Annotated in this window: 20 protein-coding genes; 12 read left to right on the top strand and 8 right to left on the bottom strand. The window is 69.1% G+C overall.

The features are described 5' to 3' along the window. Window positions 1-313 precede the first annotated feature (313 nt). Entirely contained in the window at window positions 314-3,889 is a 3,576-nt protein-coding gene (locus D7V88_RS22835; protein ID WP_120542767.1) for an HYR domain-containing protein, read from the bottom strand. A gap of 335 nt (window positions 3,890-4,224) precedes the next feature. On the opposite strand from D7V88_RS22835, the gene D7V88_RS22830 reads away from it, so the two are divergent. Then, window positions 4,225-5,094 (top strand): hypothetical protein, encoded by an 870-nt coding sequence (locus D7V88_RS22830; protein ID WP_244238323.1) that lies wholly within the window; start codon window positions 4,225-4,227, stop codon window positions 5,092-5,094. 38 nt (window positions 5,095-5,132) lie between these two features. Here D7V88_RS22830 and D7V88_RS22825 read toward each other — a convergent pair whose 3' ends face one another. Beyond that, window positions 5,133-6,032: a LysR family transcriptional regulator gene (locus D7V88_RS22825; protein WP_120542768.1), complete on the bottom strand. Its 900-nt coding sequence runs from the start codon at window positions 6,030-6,032 to the stop codon at window positions 5,133-5,135. Between the two features lie 106 nt (window positions 6,033-6,138). On the opposite strand from D7V88_RS22825, the gene D7V88_RS22820 reads away from it, so the two are divergent. Continuing rightward, the gene (locus tag D7V88_RS22820) at window positions 6,139-6,735 is read left to right on the top strand and encodes a glutathione S-transferase family protein (protein WP_120542765.1); all 597 of its coding nucleotides are present in this window, start codon (window positions 6,139-6,141) and stop codon (window positions 6,733-6,735) included. A 106-nt stretch (window positions 6,736-6,841) separates the two neighbouring features. Here D7V88_RS22820 and D7V88_RS22815 read toward each other — a convergent pair whose 3' ends face one another. Next, window positions 6,842-8,926 carry an extracellular catalytic domain type 1 short-chain-length polyhydroxyalkanoate depolymerase gene (locus tag D7V88_RS22815; protein WP_120542764.1) on the bottom strand — a complete coding sequence of 695 codons (2,085 nt, stop codon included), beginning with the start codon at window positions 8,924-8,926 and terminating at the stop codon, window positions 6,842-6,844. Between the two features lie 249 nt (window positions 8,927-9,175). On the opposite strand from D7V88_RS22815, the gene D7V88_RS22810 reads away from it, so the two are divergent. Continuing rightward, the gene (locus D7V88_RS22810) at window positions 9,176-9,580 is read left to right on the top strand and encodes a DoxX family protein (RefSeq protein ID WP_120542763.1); all 405 of its coding nucleotides are present in this window, start codon (window positions 9,176-9,178) and stop codon (window positions 9,578-9,580) included. 27 nt (window positions 9,581-9,607) lie between these two features. Here the strand turns inward: D7V88_RS22810 and D7V88_RS22805 are convergent, their stop codons facing one another. Then, entirely contained in the window at window positions 9,608-10,147 is a 540-nt protein-coding gene (locus tag D7V88_RS22805; protein ID WP_120542762.1) for an AAA family ATPase, read from the bottom strand. A gap of 38 nt (window positions 10,148-10,185) precedes the next feature. Beyond that, on the bottom strand, window positions 10,186-10,551 hold the full coding sequence (locus D7V88_RS22800) for a winged helix-turn-helix transcriptional regulator (protein ID WP_120542761.1): 366 nt from the start codon (window positions 10,549-10,551) through the stop codon (window positions 10,186-10,188). 122 nt (window positions 10,552-10,673) lie between these two features. Between D7V88_RS22800 and D7V88_RS22795 the strand changes: the two genes are divergently transcribed. Continuing rightward, entirely contained in the window at window positions 10,674-11,099 is a 426-nt protein-coding gene (locus D7V88_RS22795) for a DoxX family protein (protein ID WP_120542760.1), read from the top strand. 133 nt (window positions 11,100-11,232) lie between these two features. After that, entirely contained in the window at window positions 11,233-12,543 is a 1,311-nt protein-coding gene (locus D7V88_RS22790; RefSeq protein ID WP_120542759.1) for a M48 family metallopeptidase, read from the top strand. 123 nt (window positions 12,544-12,666) lie between these two features. On the opposite strand, the gene D7V88_RS22785 is transcribed toward D7V88_RS22790, so the two are convergent. Beyond that, window positions 12,667-13,122: a YciI family protein gene (locus tag D7V88_RS22785; protein ID WP_244238321.1), complete on the bottom strand. Its 456-nt coding sequence runs from the start codon at window positions 13,120-13,122 to the stop codon at window positions 12,667-12,669. Between the two features lie 481 nt (window positions 13,123-13,603). On the opposite strand from D7V88_RS22785, the gene D7V88_RS22780 reads away from it, so the two are divergent. From D7V88_RS22780 to D7V88_RS22770, 3 genes are all read left to right on the top strand, one after another. Beyond that, on the top strand, window positions 13,604-14,224 hold the full coding sequence (locus tag D7V88_RS22780) for a hypothetical protein (RefSeq protein WP_120542757.1): 621 nt from the start codon (window positions 13,604-13,606) through the stop codon (window positions 14,222-14,224). Window positions 14,225-14,367: 143 nt separating this feature from the next. Next, window positions 14,368-16,029 carry a hypothetical protein gene (locus tag D7V88_RS22775; RefSeq protein WP_120542756.1) on the top strand — a complete coding sequence of 554 codons (1,662 nt, stop codon included), beginning with the start codon at window positions 14,368-14,370 and terminating at the stop codon, window positions 16,027-16,029. A 2-nt stretch (window positions 16,030-16,031) separates the two neighbouring features. Then, window positions 16,032-17,225 (top strand): alpha/beta fold hydrolase, encoded by a 1,194-nt coding sequence (locus tag D7V88_RS22770; RefSeq protein ID WP_120542755.1) that lies wholly within the window; start codon window positions 16,032-16,034, stop codon window positions 17,223-17,225. A 70-nt stretch (window positions 17,226-17,295) separates the two neighbouring features. Here D7V88_RS22770 and D7V88_RS22765 read toward each other — a convergent pair whose 3' ends face one another. Together D7V88_RS22765 and D7V88_RS22760 are read right to left on the bottom strand one after the other, a co-directional pair. Beyond that, window positions 17,296-17,664, bottom strand: a complete 369-nt coding sequence (locus D7V88_RS22765; protein ID WP_120542754.1) for a cupin domain-containing protein — start codon at window positions 17,662-17,664, stop codon at window positions 17,296-17,298. A 190-nt stretch (window positions 17,665-17,854) separates the two neighbouring features. After that, complete coding sequence (locus D7V88_RS22760; protein WP_120531653.1) at window positions 17,855-18,058, bottom strand: cold-shock protein; 204 nt, start codon at window positions 18,056-18,058, stop codon at window positions 17,855-17,857. Window positions 18,059-18,415: 357 nt separating this feature from the next. Here D7V88_RS22760 and D7V88_RS22755 point away from each other — a divergent pair, with 357 nt between their 5' ends. From D7V88_RS22755 to D7V88_RS45210, 4 genes are all read left to right on the top strand, one after another. Continuing rightward, window positions 18,416-18,967, top strand: a complete 552-nt coding sequence (locus D7V88_RS22755; protein ID WP_120542753.1) for a periplasmic heavy metal sensor — start codon at window positions 18,416-18,418, stop codon at window positions 18,965-18,967. A gap of 39 nt (window positions 18,968-19,006) precedes the next feature. Further along, window positions 19,007-19,225: a hypothetical protein gene (locus D7V88_RS22750; RefSeq protein WP_120542752.1), complete on the top strand. Its 219-nt coding sequence runs from the start codon at window positions 19,007-19,009 to the stop codon at window positions 19,223-19,225. A 14-nt stretch (window positions 19,226-19,239) separates the two neighbouring features. After that, window positions 19,240-19,920 (top strand): response regulator transcription factor, encoded by a 681-nt coding sequence (locus D7V88_RS22745; protein ID WP_120542751.1) that lies wholly within the window; start codon window positions 19,240-19,242, stop codon window positions 19,918-19,920. Then, the coding region (locus D7V88_RS45210; RefSeq protein ID WP_147448823.1) for a HAMP domain-containing sensor histidine kinase at window positions 19,920-21,263 on the top strand (1,344 nt) is incomplete at its 3' end. The genes D7V88_RS22745 and D7V88_RS45210, both read left to right, overlap by 1 nt.

Raw genomic sequence — 21,263 nt, 5'->3', positions numbered from 1 at the left:
GCATGGGGCGGGAGGGAGTCCCCACAACGCAAGGCCCGGGCCAACCGTTCCCCTAGGGGCGAAGTCCTACGGGGGCCCAGGGACCGCCGCAAATCGCCCTGCCTGGAATGGCACTTTGCCGTGCCCTCCTCGCGAAGCCCCACGGGAACCCCGCGTGCCAGCCCAGGTGCGCAGGCGCGCCAAAGCCAGGGCCTGCTCGTCCGCTGGGAGGTCGAAGAGGGACGCGCAGGCGCCGCCGTCCGACGTGACCTCCCAGGATGTGTCGTTGCGCCGGCTCAACCCGAACCCTCCCTCATCCAGCCGGAGCTCTCCGCTACACGGACCCGAGCGGGCGCGCACGCCGTCGGGACAGCCACAACAGTGTCAGCAGGAGCAACGGCGTGCCCGCCATCGCGCCCGAGCCCGAGCAGCCACAGCCAGAGTCCTCCGGCTTCGCGCCCCCATCCGTGCCGGCATCCGTCCCCGGACCGGCATCCACGCCCGTGCCCGCATCCGGGAGGCCCGCGTCCACGGGGGTCCCCGCGTCGGTGTCGGTGCCGCCATCCGTGCCGGCATCCACGACCTCCAGCGGAAGCACGGTCACCTGGAACTGGCACGAAGCGCGGTTGCCGGCCACGTCCGTCGCCTCGGCCTGGACGGTGTGCTGGCCCACCGGGAGCACCGTGGCGGGCGTGACGCGGAGGACAGGCGCGGCGTCGATGACATCCGTCGCCTTCACGTCGTAGGTCGGCGCCGCGCCCCGGGTGACGACGAGGTCCGCCGGGCAGCGCACCGTGGGCGGTGTCGTGTCCCGACGCACGGTCACCGTGCGGCTGGTGGCGCCCCCGAGCGAGTACGCGGTGCAGGTGACGCTCTGTCCCGGGGTGTCGCTCACCACCGTCAGCGGCTCACAGCCCACGGTGGAGAGCGCCGTGCCGGACTCCGTGTCCCCGGCCTGGAAGCGCACCGAGACGTCGCTCCGGTAGAAGCCCCCGCCCCCCAGCGTCCCCTCCAGCCCGGACGTCACCGTGGGCGGCGTTCCGTCCAACTCGATGGCGAACGGCTCGCGGCCCTCCTCCACCGCCGTCGCGGCGAACACCATCCGGGAGCCCGCGAACACGGGCACCCCGGGCGCCGAGCCCAGCGGCCCCGGGGTCACGTCTCCCAGCAGCGTGGAGCCGCTCGCCCCCGGCAGGTAGAAGCGCGGCTCCAGGCCGGTGGCGGGCTCCGCCGCGTCGAACAACAGCGCGCCGCCGCGCGAGACAAGCCACGTCGCACCCGTCGCTTCAGCGACCTTCACCGTGCCCGCCGGGGTTCGGTCGGTCCGCACCAGGAAGCGGCCCTGCGCGTTCTGCAGCAACAGGTACGGCGTGCCGTGGTGCAGCGTCGCCGCGAGCAACTGGCTTGAGCCCTCCCCTGGCTGGAAGTCGGCGATGCGGCGCGTTCCCGCCACCGTCCCGTCCGACACCCAGGGCTCACGCCCCACGCCCGCCTCCGTCGCGGTGAAGAAGAGCAGCCCGCCCGTCGCCTTCAGGTCCTCGGGCGCGAGTCCCTGCGTCGCCGTCAGCGCCAGCGTGCCCGACAGCGTGGCGTCGCTGCGCCACAGCGCGCCCTGCGCCACGTACCAGGCAAGGCCGCCCGCGCTGGTGAAGGACTCCGGCTGCGCCGGTACCTGCGTGACCCGGGTGGTGCCCGAGGCGGTGCCGTTCGTCCGCATCAGGTCCCAGCGATATGCGGAGGCGTTGAAGTACGCGAACACCAGCACGTTCCCCACGGGGAACAACCTTGGCGAGTTGCTGAGCGTGCCGGACAACGACAGCAGGCGCGTCGTGGTCGTGCTGCTCTCCGTATGCGTCCACAACTGGAAGTACGGGCTCTGCCACCACAGGCCCACCAGCTTCGTCCCCACCGGCTTGAAGTCCTGCGGGGACCCTGCACCGTTCGACGAGGCCGCCGTGCCCGCCACGGGGTCGCCCACATAGAGGTTGGAGTAGCTGGACCGGAACGCGAGCTTGCCTCCCTCCAACGGGGTGAGCTGGCTGGGATATCCGGTGCTCGCCCCGTAGGGCAGCGCGATGGCGTCCCGGGTGCCCTCCGGGGTGCCGTCAGTCTGGACGATGGGATCCAGAACCGGTCGCTTCAGCCCCGGGACGAAGTACGCCGTCGGACCCACGGAGACGAACTGCGTGGGGTTCGAGCTGCCATTGGACGCCGCCACCACCCGGAAGGGCGGCGGGTCGGTGACGGTGCCATCGCTGAGCCAGGCCTTCATCCGGCCGCCCTCTTCGGCACCGAAGAGCGCGCGGCCCAACGTGTCGGGGGACCACGTCAGGTGCATCGCCGGATCCACCGCCTTCACCCGCCGCGTCCCCGCGACCGTCCCGTCCGAGGCCCAGACCTCCTTGTGGCCTTCCACCGTGGCCAGGAAGTGCAACCGGTCTCCGGATACCGCGAACTCATCCAGGGAGGATCCCGACGCGCCGGGGTTCAGGTCCCCGAGCCGCAGCGTGCCTTCCGCCGTGCCATCGCTGGTCCAGGGCTCGGAGCCCGTCACGCCATCGTTCGCGTTGAAGACAAGCGTCGTGCCCACCCTGCGCATGTCCACCGTCGTGGGCAGCTTCGCGGCGAAGGCCATCACCTCCACCGTGCCCTCCGCCGTCCCGTCCGTCCGCCACAGCGCGGAGCCCGTGACCGTGTTCGAGAGGAAGTAGACGCGGTCCCCCAGCAGGGTGCCCCGCGTCGGTCCCGAGGACTCGGCGCCGGGCACCAGGTCCTTCGCCAGGACCGTGCCCGCGGGCGTGCCGTCCGTGCGCCACAGCTCCGAACCCTCCGCGGTGGTGGCCCACGCGAAGATGAGCTGCGAGCCGACCTTCCCGAACGACGTCGCGCCGGCATAGGAGATGTTCGACGACACGGCCTTGAGCAGCCGCGTGGACGCCGGGTCCTCCTGCGAGAGGGACAGGGTATGGGAATAGGGCGCCGTGGAGCCGCTGACGCGCTCGAAGAAGAGCCGGTCGCCGTCCTCCGCGATGATGGACCCGGTGGCGCCACTGACGCGGCGGGTGCCCTCGGACGTGCCGTCGCTGGTCCAGAGCGTCCAGGAGCTGCTGTAGCCCACTTCGAAATACAGCCGACCCGCGCGGGTGAAGACGCGCACCTCCACCGTGTGAGCGCTGGCGTCGAACGTGGAGAGCAGACGGGTGCCCTCGACCGTGCCGTCGGAGCGGTAGAGCTTGTTGCTCGACCCGAAGTAGAGGACGTCCCCCACCGCCACCATCGTCTTGACCTCGTGGTAGTTGTACTGGCCGAACGGGCTCACCCCCAGCCGCCATGTCCCCTCGCTCGTGGCGTCCGAACGCCACAGCTCCCAGGCCGCGCTGCCGTTGTCAGCGATGAAGTAGAAGACGCCGTTCATCACCACCGACGTTCCGGTGACGCCCCGGACGCCCTCCACGCTGTCCTTGATGAGGCGCGTGCCCTCCGGGGTGCCGTCCGTCACCCACCACTCGGTGCCGTGCACGGCGTCATGGAGCGGCATCAGCAGGCGTGAACCGAAGGGCGTCTCCGCCCGCGCGCTGAGGCTTCCCTGGGGGCCCGGGTTCAAGTCCCCCAGGGGCCGCGTTCCCTCCGGGGTGCCGTCCGTCACCCAGGGCTCATAGCCATTGCCGTCGGTGTCCGTGAAGATGACCTTCCCGCCCGCCACGCCCATGAGGTCCGGCACGGAGTACGTCGCGTTCTCCACCACGCCCGTGCGGAAGTCCCCGAGCAGGACCGGCGCGCTGGCGCCCGCGGACAGCGCCGACCGGGAGCGCGCGGGCTCCGTGCCGCCGGGGGACGCGCCGTCCGTGGAGGGAGGAGCGCAGGAGACGAACGTGGACAGGAGGAGCACGAGCCCCGGGAGCGAACGCATAAGGCCGTCAACCCTACCTGAGCCCGCGCGGGCGAGGCACCTCCCCACCCGCCGTGGGACCGGCCTGCTCACAGGAATTGACTGGCAGGCGAACCCTGCTGGCGGGAGGCACGGCGCCAGGTCAGTTCAACCCCTCACGCGAGGGTGGAAGTTTCCAAGAGGCTCGCTCGCTAGGCTTCTGTGAATCCTGGCCATCGGCTGCCGCGGGCCAGGGCCACGGGATGTCATGTGTGGGGGGCGCGCAGATGAAAACACAGACGTCGCACAGGGAATGGGTCGTTGCTGGCGTGTGCCTGGGGCTGCTTCTGGGCGCGGGAGGCTGCGTCGGAGACGCGATGGATGACTCGCCTCCCCTGGAGCGAGGCTGGATTGCCCAGGAGACCCTCGCGACCAACGGACTGTCCACGAATGGGTTGTCCACGAATGGCCTGTCCACGAATGGACTGTCCACGAACGGCCTGTCCACGAATGGGCTCTCCACCAATGGGCTGTCCGCCGTTTCGTTCGTGGATTGGTTCAACGGCAATGAGTCCGTCGCATACTCCGACAGGGTGATGAAGTATGTCGTTGCCTGCGCCCTGCCCTCCGGCCAGACGCGCACCTGGACCAATCCCGTCACGGGCGCCAGCCACTCCTGGGCGGGCCAGTTGGGTCTGGCCACCGCCTGGGCCAATGGCAGCCCCGCAACCGTGGCGGAGCAACAGCGGCTCTCCGCCTGCCTCGCCGCGCACGTCAACAAGTTCGGCGTTTCGGTCCCCATCTCGGTGCGGGGCCGTGATTCGGCGGGAGCCGCCCTCACCGTGACGTCCAGCGAGGCCGCCACCTACTCGGAGCCAGAGGCCTGCTTCTTCGGCAACCTGTTCACCGGCGAGGGTGTCTTCGCTGGCAGCGACCGCGTCCTCAAGAAGCAGGAGAGCACCGCTCGTGCCTGCGGCTTGTCCTCCAAGGCGAAGGGGGAGAACACGGAGTGTCCTCCCATCGTGCACATGGGCCCGTGCGCCAGTGTCTGCACCCGTGATGCGACGAACGCCTTCTGGAAGAGCTGTGTCGTCAATGGCGTCTCCTACCTGCCCATCACCACCTACCTGCGCCCCCAGGACATCTACACATGCGGGGATGGCACCTGTCAGTTCACCGAGTCATGCGGCGCGGGCAAGACCTACGACAGTTGCTCCCTGGACTGCCTGGCCTGCGGCACGCCATAGGTCGAGCCCAGCACCGGTGGGCTGACCAACTCACTCCGTCACGAGTTCCTGCGTCGCGCCCTTGCATGCAATGGCAGCATCGGTGCGACCCGGGTGGCCAGCGTCTCGACGAAGAGCCGGACCTTGGTCGGAAGGTTCAGCCGGCTCGGGTAGACGACGTGAGCGGCCCGCAGCATCGCGGGCTTGGGACCGAAGAGGACCTTGAGCCGACCGTCACGGACCGCGTCCCGGCAGAGGAGCGCCGGAACGCAGGCGATGCCGACCCCGGCGATCGCCGCCTCGCACGCCACCTCCAGGTCATTCACGGTCAACACCGGATCGATTCGCACCTTCAAGCCCTCGACCCGCCACGTCTCGAAGGCACTGAAGCCAATGCATCGTGAGGCTTGGAGTTCCCTGGCGTTCGGCGTCCCGTGCTTCGCCAGGAACCCGGGGCTCGCGACGAAGAACACGGGGCCCTCGCCCAGCTTGCGCGCGACCAGCGACGAGTCGTCGAGCGTGCCCATGTGGATCGCGAGATCCAACCCCTCCTCGATAAGGTTGATGCGGCGATCCGCCAGCACCAGTTCGACCCTCGCCTTCGGGTAGCGGCCCAGGAACTCAGCGACAACAGGAGCCAGGTAGCGGCGTCCGTAGAGCATCGGCGAGGACACCCGCAACAGGCCGACCGGCTCCGCCTCCTGCTGCTGCACCTCGCTGTTGGCCTCGTCGATCTGCGCGGCGATGGCGGCACAGCGGTCGGAGTAGGTCGCTCCCGCCCCCGTCACCCGCAGCCGCCGCGTTGTCCGCTCCAGGAGTCGCACCCCGAGCTGCTCCTCCAGCTTGCTGATCCGCTCGCTGATCGTCTGCTTGGTGATGCCGAGCTGTCGCGCCGCACGGGTGAAGCTGCCTTCACGGACGACCGTCGCGAAGAGGACCATGTCGGCGGGGGAGATCATGACCGTCAAGGCTACCCTGACAATGAGTTCGTGCGGCGCCCCATTGTCTGGCGGCGCCAGGGACCGCAGGGTTGTCGCGGCTGGACCCACCTCCAGGAGTGCTCACATGAAGCTCTACTTCGCCCCCAGGACCCGGGCGACCCGTCATCGCTGGCTGCTCGAGGAGCTTGAAGTGCCCTACGAGCTGGTGAAGCTCGACCTGGCGAAGCAGGAAAACAGAACGCCGGACTACCTGGCGCTGAACCCCTTCGGCGAAGTCCCCGTCCTGGTGGACGGGGACGTGACGCTCTTCGAGTCGTCGGCGATCCTCCTGCATCTGGCCGACCGCTTTCCGGAGAAGCACCTGGCGCCTCATCCGGGTTCGCCCGAGCGCAGCCCCTACCTCCAGTGGGTGCTCTTCGCGGAGGTGACGCTCGAGCCCGTGGTGATGGAGCACCACCGCGACGCGCAGCGACCCGCAGAGCAGAAGATGCACCTGGAAAAGCAGCATGCCCGGCTCGACGAAGTGCTCACGGTCATCGACAACCGGCTCGAAGGCAGGGAGTTCGCCGTGGGCAACGCCTTCACCACCGCCGACCTGAGCCTGGCGTCAATCCTTCACCTGGCGAGCACGCTGAAGCTGCTTGAGAAACACCCGCGGCTCATCGACTACGTCATGCGCCACACGAAGCGCCCCGCCACGAGGCGGGCCGTCGCGGGGTGAGGGACGGAGGTGCTCCACCCTCCAGTCAGAAGGCGCGGCTCCCACCGCGCCGCGCCTTCTCCAACGGAAGTGATTCCGCCCAGGCCCTCACCGTGGAGCGGACGCGCTACGGCCCTACGCGGATGCTGTCCACCCACGCCTTGGCCCGGCTGAGGTTGTTGGTGCTGGTGTCCGTGACGGTGACGACGAACTTGAGGGTGACGTTCTTGTTGGCGAACGCCGACAGGTCCAGGTTCGCACGCTGCGTCCAGTTGGCCTCGGTGAGGGTGCCGAGGCCGCTCTTCACCGCCGAGTCCACCACGGTGTCCACGCCGCCAACATTGACGATGACGCGGAAGGCAGCCGAGGCGGAGATGTTGGCGCCGGACAGGTCCAGCTTGCGCCAGTAGGTCAGCCGGGGGTTCGCCGGCAACGCCACGCTGATGCTGGCCGTCCGGGTGACGGTATTGAAGGCCGCGGTGGCCGCTCCGAGGATGGACTTGCTGGCGGTGCTGCCCGTCTGGTCGCTGGCATCCAGCGCCCACCCGGTGAGGCTCCAACCCGCGTTGTCCGGCCCGTTGGCCGAGAAGCCTTCGGTGAAGCCCACCGCCGCCGGGGCCAGCGTCACCTGCACCAAAGCGGAGGCGGCCGAGTTGCCCGCCGCGTCGTAGGCACGCGCCTGGAGCGTGTGCGTCCCGGTGGCGTAGGCCGTGGTGCCCCAGTTGAAATCGAAGAGCCCGGCCTGCCGCGCCGTCCCCTGCCCCACCACGGCGCCATCGACAAGGAACTCCACCTTCGTCACGCCCCGGTCATCCGAAGCGTTGGCGGTCAGGGTGACCGTTCCCGAGAGGGTTGCGCCGCCCGTGGGAGAGGTGATGCCCACGGTGGGGGCGGTCGTGTCGGAGGTGCCCCCGGTGACAGTGACCGTGACGGTGCTGGAGGTGGCGCTGTTGCCTGCCGCGTCGTAGGCCCTGGCCACCAGCACGTGGCTGCCATTGGTCGCCGTGGCGCTGTTCCAGGTGAACGCGTAGGGCGCGGTCGGGTCGGAGCCTGCCAGCGCGTTGTCGATGAAGAACTCGACCCGCGTGACGCCCACGTTGTCCGAGGCGGTGGCGGTCACCTGCACCGTTCCGCTCACGGTGGAGCCCTGGCCCGGCGCGGAGAGACTCACGGTGGGGATGACCGAGTCGGTGTTGTCCAGGCCGAAGAACTTCGCCACGTACCACGTGGAGCAGATGTCCGTGTCCAGCACGTACGCGCCCGCCGTGCCGCAGGCCACGGTGGTCCCGGGGAACTTGAACGCCGGATCAATGGGCGTCCCATGCCCCATGCCGGTGAGGGAGTAGGACTCCACCAGCGCCTTGCCCGCGGCGTCCCTGTAGACCTTGTGGGGGTAGCCGGCGACCGTCTCGCTGAGGTCCTCCTGCAGGTCGATGCCGTGCACCGCCGTCCATTGCTCCACCCCCTCGGTGAGGTTGGAGTTCTTCACGGTGAAGTCGGAGGTGCCGTGCCAGATGGAGATGCGCGGGTAGGCGCCCGTATAGGAAGGGAAGGCGCCCCGCACCAGGTCCCGCCAGGCGGTGGGCGTCTTGTCCACGCCCGGGCTCATGCAACTGAAGCCTTGCGTCATCGAAGTGGCGCACTTGTACGGAATGCCCGCCATCACCGCCGCACCGGAGAAGACATCCGGGTAGGTGGCGGCCATCACGTGCGTCATCGCGCCGCCAGCCGACAGGCCGGTGACGAACACGCGGCTCGGATCCACGGAGTAGGTGGCCTTCATCTGGTCCACCATCTGCTTGATGGAGAGCGCCTCGCCCTGGCCGCGTGCGGTGTCCCCAGGCTCGAACCAGTTGAAGCAGTTGGTCGAGTTGTTGCCGCTCACCTGCTCCGGATAGACGACGTAGAACTTGAGCGTGTCCGCAAGCGCGCTCCATCCGGTGGACGCGTAGGCGTTCGCCGACTGGGTACAGCCATGCAGCGCGACGATCAGCGGCGCGTTGGCGGGCATGCTGGCCGGCACGTGCGTCCACATCCTCAGGCCGCCGGGGTTGGTACCGAAGCTGGTGACTTGCGTCAGCGCGCTCTGGACCTCGACGACTCCTGAGACTTCCCCGGAAGACTCATCCGCCGGACTCCCCAGGGGGCCACACCCCAGGACCGTCACCGCGAGGAGCCCACAGCAAAGACGTCCAAAGCGCTGGCCCTGCATGGAAAGCCTCCCTTGAAGAAGGTCGCAAGGTATCACCTTGAGTGAAGACGCCCAGATGATTCCTGAATCATGCATCAACTTCCGCGGATGAGAGCCTTTGCGCATTGCGCCATCCCCGGGTTTTCCCAACCGAAGGCATCTGTTCACGCGCTGACGCCGGAACAGTCCGGTCGTCGAGCATGCGCCGCCAGCAACCGCGCGCAGGAGGAGGCCGCCATACACTGCCGCGCCTCACGACCGGAGAACCCCATGGGATTCCTGCGACCCCACGCTGACCGCATCTACGCGCTGCTCCGAATCATGGCGGGACTGATGTTCATGCAGCATGGGCTGCAGAAGCTCTTCGGCCTGTTCGGAGGCGTGCCCGCCGGGGCGCCGGCGTTCGTCGTCTACGGCGCGGGCATCATCGAGTTCGTGGGCGGCGTGCTCGTCGCAATCGGGTTCTTGACCGGCCCCGCGGCGTTCATCGCGAGCGGCACGATGGCGTTCGCCTTCTTTCTCGGACACGTGATTCCCGCGAAGGGCAACCTCATCCCCATCGCGAACCAGGGCGAGCTCGCGGCGCTCTATTGCTTCGTGTTCCTCTTCATCGCCGCGCACGGCTCGGGCATCTGGAGTGTCGACGCCGCGCGCCAGGGCACGAAACGCGCGTGAGCCCCCGGGCGCCGCGCGCTCCTCCCATTACCGGGATGCGTCAGCAAGGTGCGCGAGAACCTGCTTCGCACGCGCTCGCGGAGAACCTTCGACCTCGAGCACCTCCACTTCGAAGGCGTGAGGGTCCTCGAGGAGGAGCTCCTTCAGCTTCTCGTCGACAGCCAGGCGCAGCCCATCATCGTCCGTGGCGGAGAGCGAGATCCGGTCCGGCTGCTCAACCCCGACCAGGACGATCAGATCGATCTTCCGCAGGGCGGCGCGGACGCGCGGCAGCCACGCTTCAAGGTCGAACGCGTCGCGGTCCTCGTGGGCCAACAGGTATCCGATGAAGTCCACCGGACATCGGTCGAACACCACGTCGCCGGGACCCTCGTCCAGGTTCGCGAGGGACCGTGTGAGCTGCGCTTCGAAGTCCTCGACCGACGGGGACTCCGCGAACGCGTAACCCTCTTCTTCCATCTGGTGGTACGGCTCATCCACCGTCACATGGTCAGGGAGGAGGTCGGACAACTCGTCGACGAGCGTGGACTTCCCCGCGCGATGAGTCCCGGTGACGGCGATTCGCATGCAGGCGTGCTCTAGCAGTCGGACGACGCGTGGCGCATCTACTTCGATCCGGCAGCGCGTTGGAAGGCTTCGCGGGCGCGCTCGATCTCCGGCCGGTGGGTTTGCGCCCAGATCGCGAGCGCGCTCACCGGTTCGATCAGCGTTTGTCCGAGCCGCGTGAGTTCGTAGTCCACGCGCGGCGGAGTCGTTGGGAAGACGGTCCGCTTCACGAGCCCGTCCCGCTCCAGTCCGCGCAGCGTGAGGGTCAGCATGCGCTGCGAGATGCCTTCGATGGCCCGCTTGAGGTCGCTGAAGCGCATCGCACCTCCGGCGAGGTTGACGATGACCATCACGCTCCACTTGTCCCCCACCAGGCTCAGGATCTCACGCGTCGCGACGCAATCCTCGTCGTAGCGCCGGGTCATCTTTCCGTTCCCTAGTGACTTCAATGTGCCTCCTTCCCGGTGTCCGCACGGCATGCGAAACAGCCAAGGTCACTTTCCGTAACCAGGCACATGAAAGTAACCAAGCAACCGAGAGGAACGCCATGACTCCCGCGATCGCCGGCAGCGCGACACCGCCCAAAGCCCTTCCCGTCAGCCTGTGGGTCGTCCAGGCGCTCCTGGGGCTCCTCTTCGTCGGGACGGGCTTCTGGAAGCTCCTGACGCCCATCCCGCAGCTCGCCGCGATGATTCCGTGGGCGGGACAGGTTCCGGGGGCGTTCCTACAAGCGACGGCGGTGATCGATCTCTGCGGCGGGCTGGGCATCGTCCTGCCCTCGCTCACGCGCATCAAACCGGGCTTGACCGTCCTCGCCGCACTGGGCTGCGCCGCGCTTCAGGTCAGCGCGATCGTCTTCCACGTCTCGCGCGGAGAGGCAGCGAATACCCCCTTCAACTTCTTCCTTGTCGCGCTGTCGCTCTTCGTCTTCTGGGGCCGGCGCTACCGGGCCCCCATCCAGCCCCGGGCTTGACGGGCAGGGGCGCGCGGTAGGAGCAGCGGGCGCAAGGCCAAGAGCCGCTGCCGGGTCGGAGGTGTCTCCGCTTCGGAGCCCAAGGGGGTGGGTTTGTCGGCCGCGACGAGCGGATGATACGAATGCGGGGTCTGTGCGTCGCATCCTCTTTCCCCTGCTCGCCCTCCTGGGCGTCCTCACCTTCGGGCTCACCGCGCTCGCCTCGGTGGCGCTCTCGCTGCTCCTGCCGCTCGTGCTGTTCGGCTTGGGGGCGGCGGCGCTGTCCTCGATGCGGCCCGTGCTCGCGGCCCGCGCGATGCTCACGGGGTTCAAGGGAATGGGCGCCGCGTGGCAGTACCTGGGCGTGTTCGCCCGCTGCGTGCTCTCTCCCCTGCGTGAGATGGAGGAGCGGCAGCTCGCGGACTGCCCCCTGCCCTCCCTCTCCGTGCGGCTGAAGCCCGCACAGTTCCTCGCACTGCACCGGCTGCAACAGCAGGTGGCGACAGCGACGGGCACCGCGCCCGTGGACGTCTTCGAGCTGAGCCCGGACACCGCCCTGGGCATCGCCGTGGTGCGCGCAGGCAAGCGCTCGGAGCGGGTGCTCTATGTCGGACTCGGCCTGCTGCTTCAACTGTCGATGGATCAGCTCGCGGCGGCGCTCGCGCACGAGCTCGGGCACGCGCGCGCAGGCCACCCGCGCATCGGACGCTGGGTGCACCACTGCATGCGGATGGTCCTCGACGCCCAGTCGCGCTTCGGCGCCTGGAACCCCGCGCGCTGGGGAAGCTGGGTGGCCCACGAGGTGCTCTCGGCCGTGTACTTCCCGTGGTCGAGGGAGCGCGAATTCCAGGCAGACCGCATCTCCGCCCAGGTGGTGGGCGCGAACCACATGGTCGCGGCGCTGCGCGCGGTGCGGGATGGAGCGCCCGCGTACGAGTTCGCCCTGGACGAGGTGCTGCGGCAGGCGCACGCGGTACCGACGCCACGCCTGTGCGAGACCTCGGCGGCGCTCGCTGCCGCGCTTCCACCGGCGATGCGCAGGCAGCTCGCGGTGAAGAACGAAGGAGACCCGCTGGAGCTGGGCGGCCTCACCCATCCTCCGACCGCGCTGCGCATCACGGCGCTCACGGGCCTGCCCTCCAGCCCTGTCACGGATGCGCGCCCGGCCTACGAGGCGCTCGGCGCCACCGCGCTCGACGAGCGCCTCACGCGTCACTGGCTGCTCGCGCTCGGCGTCAACGCGACGCGGGAGACCGAGCCGCGCAGGCACGCTGCGCCTGCGCAACCGGATCGCCCGGACCTGGCCCCCTCGCAGGAGCGCCCGGACTCGGCCCCCGAGCCCAGCGGACTTGAGCTCGACATGGAGCGTTCGTGGCAGAGCGCGCCGCTGCTGCACCGGGACGAGGCGGAGGTGGAGTTCAAGCCCGACCTGCCAGTGCGAGCGGGCCGCGGTCGCTCGCACTGAGCCCCGCAGTCACAGCGCCGCTCGACCTTCCGCGTCCCCACAGCTTGTGCGGCCTGGCCCCAAGGCGCAGTGCTCACGCACGTGGGCGCCCGGCACGGCGACACCCACGGTCGCGCCCGGGTGCTACTTCCGCGCGGGCTGCGGCGCGTCCGCGGGCGGCGCCTTGGGGAAGGCGAGGTAGCCCTTCTCGGTGTACCAGGCGAGCACCTCCACCTGGAGCCGGCCCGCCTTCACCATCGGGTCCTGCTCGGCGAGCTGCCGCGCCTCCTCCTTCGTGGCCGTGCGGTAGATGCACGCGCCGCGCATGCCCACGTCGTCCTGCTCGCCGAAGGGGCCCGCGAGCACCATCTTCCCGCTCTCCCCCATGCGCGTGAGGTGCGCGAGGTGCTCGTCCTGCAGCTTCTGGAGGACGGCGGGCTCCATCTTGGGAGCGTTGGGCGTGCGCTTGAGCAGGACCAGGTAGTGCTTGTCGAACTCGAACTTCTTCTCGGCCGGGGCTGCGGGCTTCGTGGCCGGCGCGCCCGGCACGGTAGGGGTGGTGGAAAGGGCGAGCAACAGCAGCGAGGTGGTGAGGATCAAGGTGCGGCCCACCCTAGGAGGGAGGGCTGACATCGCGCCACCTTCCAACCTCCTCCCCTCTGGTCCTCCGCTTCACGACGCTCGGGCTGCGACAGCACGGCGTGCTGACGCCCTGCGTTGATGTTGCGTTTTGACGCGTGGGGCCATCGTCTGTCTTTTGACAACGCTGTCAGGCGGGTGCTACCGGTAGCTGAAACATGAATCGGCCTTCATCTTTCCAAGGGTGGGTCCCGGTAGCTCCGCGAGGCCAGCGGACATGCGCGGTGCGTTGGCGCCTCGTTGGGGATGCGCCGGGTCATGGGGGCGACGGATCCGGCCCCGCCATGCCTCCCACCCGCGGCGGGCTCTCAGGGCCTCCCCGCCCTACCGCTGGACGGCCTGGGTGCGAGTGAAGCCAGACACGAAGGCCCTCGCGTTGAGTCCGAAGCTTTGTCGTGTCGTCGTCCCGGCGCTGTCGCCGGAAGGGAAAAGGAGCACTCACATGAAGAAGACGCTTTGGTCCGCGATGATGCTGTGCACGCTGGGGCTCTCCGGTTGTGGGGACGACACGACGGATCCGCCGGTGGTCAACCAGCCCAAGTTGGACAGCCAGTCGAACATCCTCGCGTTCCTGGAGGGCAAGACGCTCGTGATGGAGGGGGACAACATCCCCAGCCACCCGCTGTCGCTGGACGAGGACATCAACTGGGGCTCGGCCAGCCAGTGCTTCCAGAAGGTCTCCATCGCCGTGGGCGGCAACAACTTCCACGTGAGCAGTGTCCCCGGCACCATCCTCAACTCCGCCGGTGTCGGCCAGCCCGGCAGCACCTGTGACCACGCCACGGCGCAGAACGCGCTGGTGTTCGACTCCAAGGCCGTCACCCTGAGCAACATCGCGGCGGATGGGAGCTGCTTCGAAGTCCTCGTCGACTACGGCAGCTTCAAGCAGGAAGGCCGCGCGAAGTTCTCCGAGGACACGAAGACGCTCTCCATGGAGCTGTACTTCGAGGCCAAGGCCACGGGCTGGCACTGCGCCGACGGCGCGGTGGGGGCCAAGACCGTCAGCACCTCCGGCCAGCCCTTCACCGGCAACGCGGTGCAGGTCTACGCGATCAGCGGCTAGTCGCACCGCGACGGTGGGCGCACGCCGCGCCCACCGCCCTTCCATGGGCCAGGTGGGAATGCCCCCTGGCCCTCTTCCGGCAATCCAGTTGAACGGCCCGCCTCCGGGCCCGGGTGTGCCCCGCGCGAGGGGTCGAGGTGCGTATGACGGGAGGGTGGTTGGGTGAGGCAGGCAAGGTGATGCGCCGGGGTGCGGTGATGCTCGCGCTCGGCCTGGTCGGGCTGTCGCAGCCCGCGGCGGCGCAGACCACGACGGTGCCGGGGCTGTATTACGGCGACTGGTTCGACGAGGAGGACCGTGAGGAGGATGCGAAGCCTCGCGAGTTCATCCTCATCAACTACTTCTTCACCCGCCTTTCGGTGACCAACAGCGTGGGCGACCCCGCGGGCCTCAAGGGCGTGTCGCTGGGGCCCATCGGTTCGCTGTCCGGCAGCTCCGTGCGGGTGGAGCCGGGGCGCTCGGCGTTCTACGTCGAGCAGCGCTGGATTCCCGTCCTGGAGTACAGCCCCTCCTTCGTGGACGGGCTGGCGTCCTTCCGCGCCCAGTTCGAGGTGGACTACCTCTGGGGCCGCGCCGCCAATGCCTCGCAGCAGAACGAGGGCGGCGGCTTCAACGCCGACCAGGTCAACATCCAGACGAAGAACATCAACGTCGCGCTCTACCCCACGCGCAACCCGGCCCGGCTGTCGCTGCTCATCGGCACGCAGCCCGTCTATGACTCCATCTTCGACCCGACGCGCACGCCGCTCAACGACATCATCCGCACGGGCTACAAGCTGGCGTTCCTGGGCAGCGACGCCACCGGCCTGACGCTCTTCAGCAACTACAAGGGCCTGTCCAAGCTGAGCCTGCTGCCGCTGGGCAGCGCGCAGGCGGACAAGGCCACGCGGGATGACCCCCGGCTGAAGTTCATCTACCTGCTCACGGCGGACTACGCGTATCCGGTGCAGCCCGGGACGAACGTGGGCCTGTCCGCGTGGTACCTGCGCGACGACACCAAGGGCGACGCGTATGCGTTCGAGGGCATCGTGAAGAGCGGCCCGTCTTCCTCCGGCCTCAGTCCGTTCGTGGGCACGCCCCGCTTCAACATCGAGCGGCCCACCGGCAACGTCTTCTGGCTGGGCGCCAACTTCCACCACAACATCGACTTCCGCGCCGGGCGCCTCGGGGCCTCCGGCTTCGTCATGTACAACGGCGGCAGCTACACGAGCGACCGCGCGGACACCACGTTCAACAAGAAGGTCGACATCTCCGGCCTGTCCGCCAACCTGGAGGTGCTCTACCAGTGGGGCCGCGGCCCGTCGGACCTGGTGACGCTGGAGGGGATGTTCACCACCGGCGACAGCAACCTCGATGACGACCGCTACACCGGCGCCTTCACGCTCAACCAGTACGGCCTGCCCGGTTCGGTGTGGTTCAACCACAAGATGATGTTGCTGTTCCCCTTCACCAGCACCGTGAACAACTACACGGGCGCGGTGACGGACATCTCCAACCAGGGCTACGGCCTGCGCACCGGCATCGCGAGCGCGGCGTGGGACATCGTCCCCAACAAGCTCAACCTCAAGCTGGCCACGGGGCTGGCCAACGCCGGGGCCTCGCCGCCGCGCTGGGATCCCGCCGTGCGGCGGGGACGCTTCATTGGCGCGGAGGTGAACGCGGAGGTCCGCTACACCCTCCGCTACCTGATGACGGTGGGCGTGCACGCCGGCTACCTGTTCCGCGGCAGCTTCTACGACGGTTCCACGACGGTGAAGGGCAACCCCTTCGCTGCCTTCACCACCTTCACCTGGTACGCGTTCTGACCATGAGCACCTCCCGCGCCCTCAAGGCCCTGCTGCTCGTGGCGGGGCTCGCTTCCTCCTCTGGCTGCGTGCGCTCGTATGCGAGCGCGCCGCCGCTGGCATTCCAGGACCTGGACTACTCGTCGGCCGGGGCGAAGACGCCGTGGCCGGTGAAGCGCATGGCCCTGCCGAAGACGGCCGCCACCTACGGCATGACGCGCGTGCCGGAAGTGGCCTTCGTGGAGCTGCCCGCCGCGCCCGGTGCGCGCACGGTGGTCCTCATCCATGGCCTGGGCAGCTACCTGAAGTTCTGGCAGGCGCAGATCGACACGCTCAGCCGCGCCGGCTACCACGTCGTCGCGGTGGACCTGCCGGGCTACGGCAAGTCCGACAAGCCGGGCTCCTTCCCGTACACCATGGAGGCCATGGCCGACGCCGTGCGCGAGCTGACGCAGGGGCTGGGCGTCGAACACCCCATCCTCGTCGGCCACTCCATGGGCGGACAGACGGCGCTGTCGTACGCCATCCGCTACCCGAGCGAGCCCGCCGCGCTGGTGCTGGTGTCGCCCGCGGGCTTCGAGAAGTTCTCCCCGAAGGAGAAGGCCTGGTTCACGCGGGTGATGAGCACGGAGCTGATCAAATCCGCGCCGGAGTACGGCATCTGGGGCAGCGTGCGGCAGGCCAACTTCCAGAACTGGCGGCCAGAGCTGGAGTGGCTCATCGAGGAGCGCGTGCGGCTGGCGAAGTCGCCCGAGTTCGACGCGTATGCCTATGCCAACGTGCGCTCGGTGACGGGGCTTGCCCACGACGACTTCGTGCGCGACAACCTCCACCGCATCACCGCCCCCACCGTCATCCTCTTCGGTGAGTCGGACCGCCTGATTCCCAACCCGTTCATGCACGGCGGCTTCCCGCGAGACATCTTCGAGTACGGCCACGCGCGCATCGGTGGCTCGAAGCTCGTGGGCCTGGAGGGGTGCGGCCATACCGTGCAGCTCGACTGCCCGGAGCCGTTCAACGCCGCGCTGGAGGCGTTCCTCCGCGGCGTGCCGGTGGCGACGCGCACCGTGGCGCCGCCGCCGTCGGTGGTGGAGCCAGAGGCCGCTCCGAAGACGCCGCCGTCCACGCCGCAGGTGCCCGGTCCCGTGGACGCGGTTCCTCCCGCGACGCCGGACCGGCAGGGGCCTCCCGCGACCGTGCTGCCTCACGCCCCGTGAGGCAGGCTCTCCTGGAGGGCGGGGCTGTGCCCCCTTCCTCCTGGAGCATGCCCGCGCCTCTTGCGCCCCCTCAGGCCTTGGCGGGCTTCTTCGCGGCTTCGTGTTCGTCCCGACCGTGCGCGGCGGACGAGGGGCTGGTCGCCTCCACGGCGGAGAAGGTCTCCAGGATCTTGTACGTGTGGCTGGAGCCACGCGGCACGAGCCATGAGTCGCCGGGGTTGAGCAGGATGACCTGTCCCTCCAGGTGCAGCTCCGCACGGCCCTTGAGCACGTAGCCCACGGTCTCGTAGTCGCGGGTGCTGGCGGGCTTGGCCTCGGCGGGCGGTTCGTCTTCCCACAGCCGCATGGCCACGCGGACGCCGGACGCCAGGTACTTCTGGCCCATCTCCCCCTTGGGGGAATGGCGGCTTTCGACCTTCTTCACGCTGGTGTCGCCCATGTTCGCCTCTCCTTGGGGGCGGCGTGAGGCGCCGCGCTCCTGGAAGAGAAGGTAGGGAAGGCACCCGGCATTGGCGGACCGCGTCGAGCAGGCTGCCTGCCTGCCCTGCGTCCGAAAAGACGAAAGCCCAGCCTCCCTTGGGGAGACTGGGCTTCGGTGACTCACCGGTCGCGGAGAGTCGGGGTTTCGCTCAGCTCGCGGCGCGGACGTTCTGCGCCTGAAGGCCCTTGGGGCCCTTGGTGACTTCGAACTCCACCTTCTGGCCCTCGGCCAGAGTGCGGAAGCCATCCATGTTGATGGCGGTGTGATGGCAGAAAACGTCTTCGCCATTGTCCTGCGCGATGAAGCCGAAACCCTTCGCGTCGTTGAACCACTTCACAGTACCGAATGCCATTGTGAGTCTCTTCTCTTTCTCTGCTTTGAGCTGTGACCGGCTCGCGCCAGCCACCCGTACCGAAACGCACATCGCTGCGGCACGCCGGGTACTCTACCTGCTTCCCACGCGAACACCACTCCAGAGCATGGAATCGTGCGCGCAGGCGTCCTTCATCCGACAAACCGGATGTAGGTGAGTCCCGGCGATTGAACAGGCCACCCCACCCGGGACATTCCCATCGGGTTCTGGCCCCGCCTTCATACTTCTTCACCGTGCCCGGGCGTGGGCTTCACACCCGTTTTCTACCTTGTGCTCCGTCAGACACGGCGCGGGACCGCTTGAGCGGCCCCCCGCCTGCTTCCAGGAGCCACACCCATGTTCGGATTCATCTTCGGTACCGCCTGCCTCGCCGGTCTCTTCGTCACCTTGCGCCGGGGACGCCACGGCCACCGCCACGGCTACTACGCCTACGGCCACGGGGGCCGCTGGAGCGCGCGGCCCCGGCTGCGCTGGCTGTTCGAGCGGCTGGAGACGTCGCCCGGCCAGGAGAAGGTCATCGTGAAGGCGGTGGAGGACGCGCGCGAGGCCTTCGCCAAGGTGAAGGACCAGTGGGGCCCCAGCCGCACGGCGGTCGCGGGTTCGCTCCGGGGCGAGCACTTCGATGGCGCGATGCTGCGTGAGCTGTTCAGCCGTCATGACGTGGCGCTGGAGACGCTGCGCAACGCCGTGAAGGACGGCCTGTCCCAGGTGCACGAAGCGCTGGAGCCCGGTCAGCGCCGGGAGCTCGCGGACATCATCGAGCACGGCTGGAGCTACGGCTGGCGAGGCCACGGCGGGGGCTGGTACGGCCGGGGCTGCGGCGGACGGGGCCGTGGACGCTGGGGCGGCGGTCCCCACAACGATGACGCGCCTCCCTCGATGGTCTGAAGCCCGCCTCCTTCCGCATCCCTTTTCCGGAGACACACCATGAGACACCGCTTGCTCGTCGTCCTTCTCGCCGCGGGTGCCATCGGAGGCTATGCCTCCGGCTTCGCGAGCCTCTCCCGCCACCACCGCGCCCCCTGCCACTCCGGGGGCTGGGGCGGGCCCGCCTACCGCAATGGAGCGCCGCCGTACTGGGACTGGCGCGCCCAGCGGGCTCCGGCCGCGTCGCCGGAAGCCGCTGATGCACCGGGAGCGCGTTAGGATTCACGCCGACCATGCCCACCCGCGTCCTGCTCATCGATGACGACACCCGGATGTTCGAGCTGCTCGCGGAGTACCTCGGGCAGAACGGCATCACCGTCAGCCACGCGCCCGACGGCGGACGGGGGCTGGCGGCGCTGGAGGCGAACGCCTTCGACGCCGTGCTCCTGGACGTGATGATGCCAGGCATGGACGGGCTGGAGGTGTGCAAGCGCATCCGGGCCAAGAGCCGCATCCCCGTGCTGATGCTCACCGCCAAGGGGGACGAGACGGACCGGGTGGTGGGGTTGGAGCTGGGCGCGGACGACTACCTGCCCAAGCCCTTCGGTCCCCGGGAGCTGCTCGCCCGCCTGCGCGCGGTGTTGCGGCGGGCCCAGCCGTCGTCGGTGGCGGACCGACTGGAGTCGAGCGGGGTGTCCATCGACGTGTCCGGGCGCGAGGTGCGGGTGGAAGGGCGCACGGTGGACCTGACGGGCCTGGAGTTCGACCTGCTGCTCGCGTTGGTGCGGCGAGCGGGCCGGGTGATTCCCCGCGACGCGCTCCTGGGCGAGGCGGGACGCAATGACACGGTGGTGAGCGAGCGCACGGTGGACGTGCACATCTCACACCTGCGCCAGAAGCTGGGCGACGTGGGCACGCGCCTCATCAAGACGGTGCGCGGCGTGGGCTACGTCTTCGCCAAGGAAGGCACCTGATGGGCTGGCACCGCTGGGGGCCCCCCGAGGACCCGTGCATCCCGCCCCAGATGCGTGGCTTCGGCCGACACCGGCGGCACCACGGACACCGGCCGCCCTGGCATCTGGGACGACTGGGGTCCTTCGTGCAGGCGCGGCTTCGCCGACGGCTGTTCGTCCTGTTCGGGCTCACCATCCTGGTGACGGTGCTGGTGGTGTCCGGGGTGATGCACCTGGTGGGCGGCACGGCGTGGCAGCAGGAGACGGAGCGCGTGCGCTCGTTCGTGGGCCACCGCTTCGCGGAGGTCTGGGACACGCCCGCCGAGCGCGCGGCGCTGGTGCGGGACATCTCCCGCGACCTGGCGGTGGACGTGGAGTTGACGGACATGTCCGGCGCGGTGGTCGCGCGCGGAGGCTCCCCGTGCACGAAGCCGGACGTGACCCTCCCGGTGACCCGCGACGGGATGCAGTTGGGGACCGTCCAGTCCTGCTACCTGCGCATGCGCGGCCGGAATCCCATCCGGAGCGTGCTGCCCCTGGGCATCGCGGTGCTGGTGTTGTGGACGGCGGCGGGCGGCATCTCGTACCGGCTGGCGCGGCCGGTGGACACGCTGGTGAAGGCCACGCAGGAGCTGGGCGCGGGCAAGATGGGGACGAGGGCGAGCCTCCACCGCCACGCCACCGGCGAATTCGCGGTGCTGGCCGAGTCCTTCAACGACATGGCGGCGCGCATCGAGAAGCAGATGGCGGATCAACGCGAGCTGCTGGCCGCGGTGTCCCACGAGCTGCGCACGCCACTGGCGCGGTTGCGGGTCCTGACGGAGCTCTTGCGCGACGGAGGCGGCAACCCGCGCACGTTGGATCAGGTGGACCGCGAGGTGGTGGAGCTGGATGCACTGGTGGGTGAACTGCTCGCGAGTTCGCGTCTGGACTTCGGCCAGCTCACGCCCAAGGCGCTGGAGGCGGGCCTGCTGGCGGCCCAGGCGCTGGAGCGTTCGGGGCTGTCCGCCACGCTGCTTCAGCCGGAGACAGACGACGTGATGCTGATGGCGGACGCGACGCTGCTGGGACGGGCGCTGGTGAACCTGCTCGACAACGCGCGCCGGCATGGGACGGGCGTGGAAGCGCTCCGGATCCAGGACCACGGCACCGAACACCTGTGCTTCTGGGTGGAGGACCGGGGTCTGGGACTCCTGCCCGGTGAGGAGACGCGCATCTTCCTGCCGTTCTACCGGAAGGACCGGGGTGGCGAGGCGCGCGAGGCTGGCTCGCTGGGACTGGGGCTCGCCCTGGTGCAGCGGATTGCCCGGGCCCACGGGGGCGAGGCGTTCGCGGAGAACCGACCGGGTGGGGGTGCGCGGGTG

This window comes from Corallococcus terminator (assembly GCF_003611635.1).
GTDB lineage: Bacteria > Myxococcota > Myxococcia > Myxococcales > Myxococcaceae > Corallococcus > Corallococcus terminator.
This window is presented reverse-complemented; position numbering and strand designations above follow the sequence as displayed.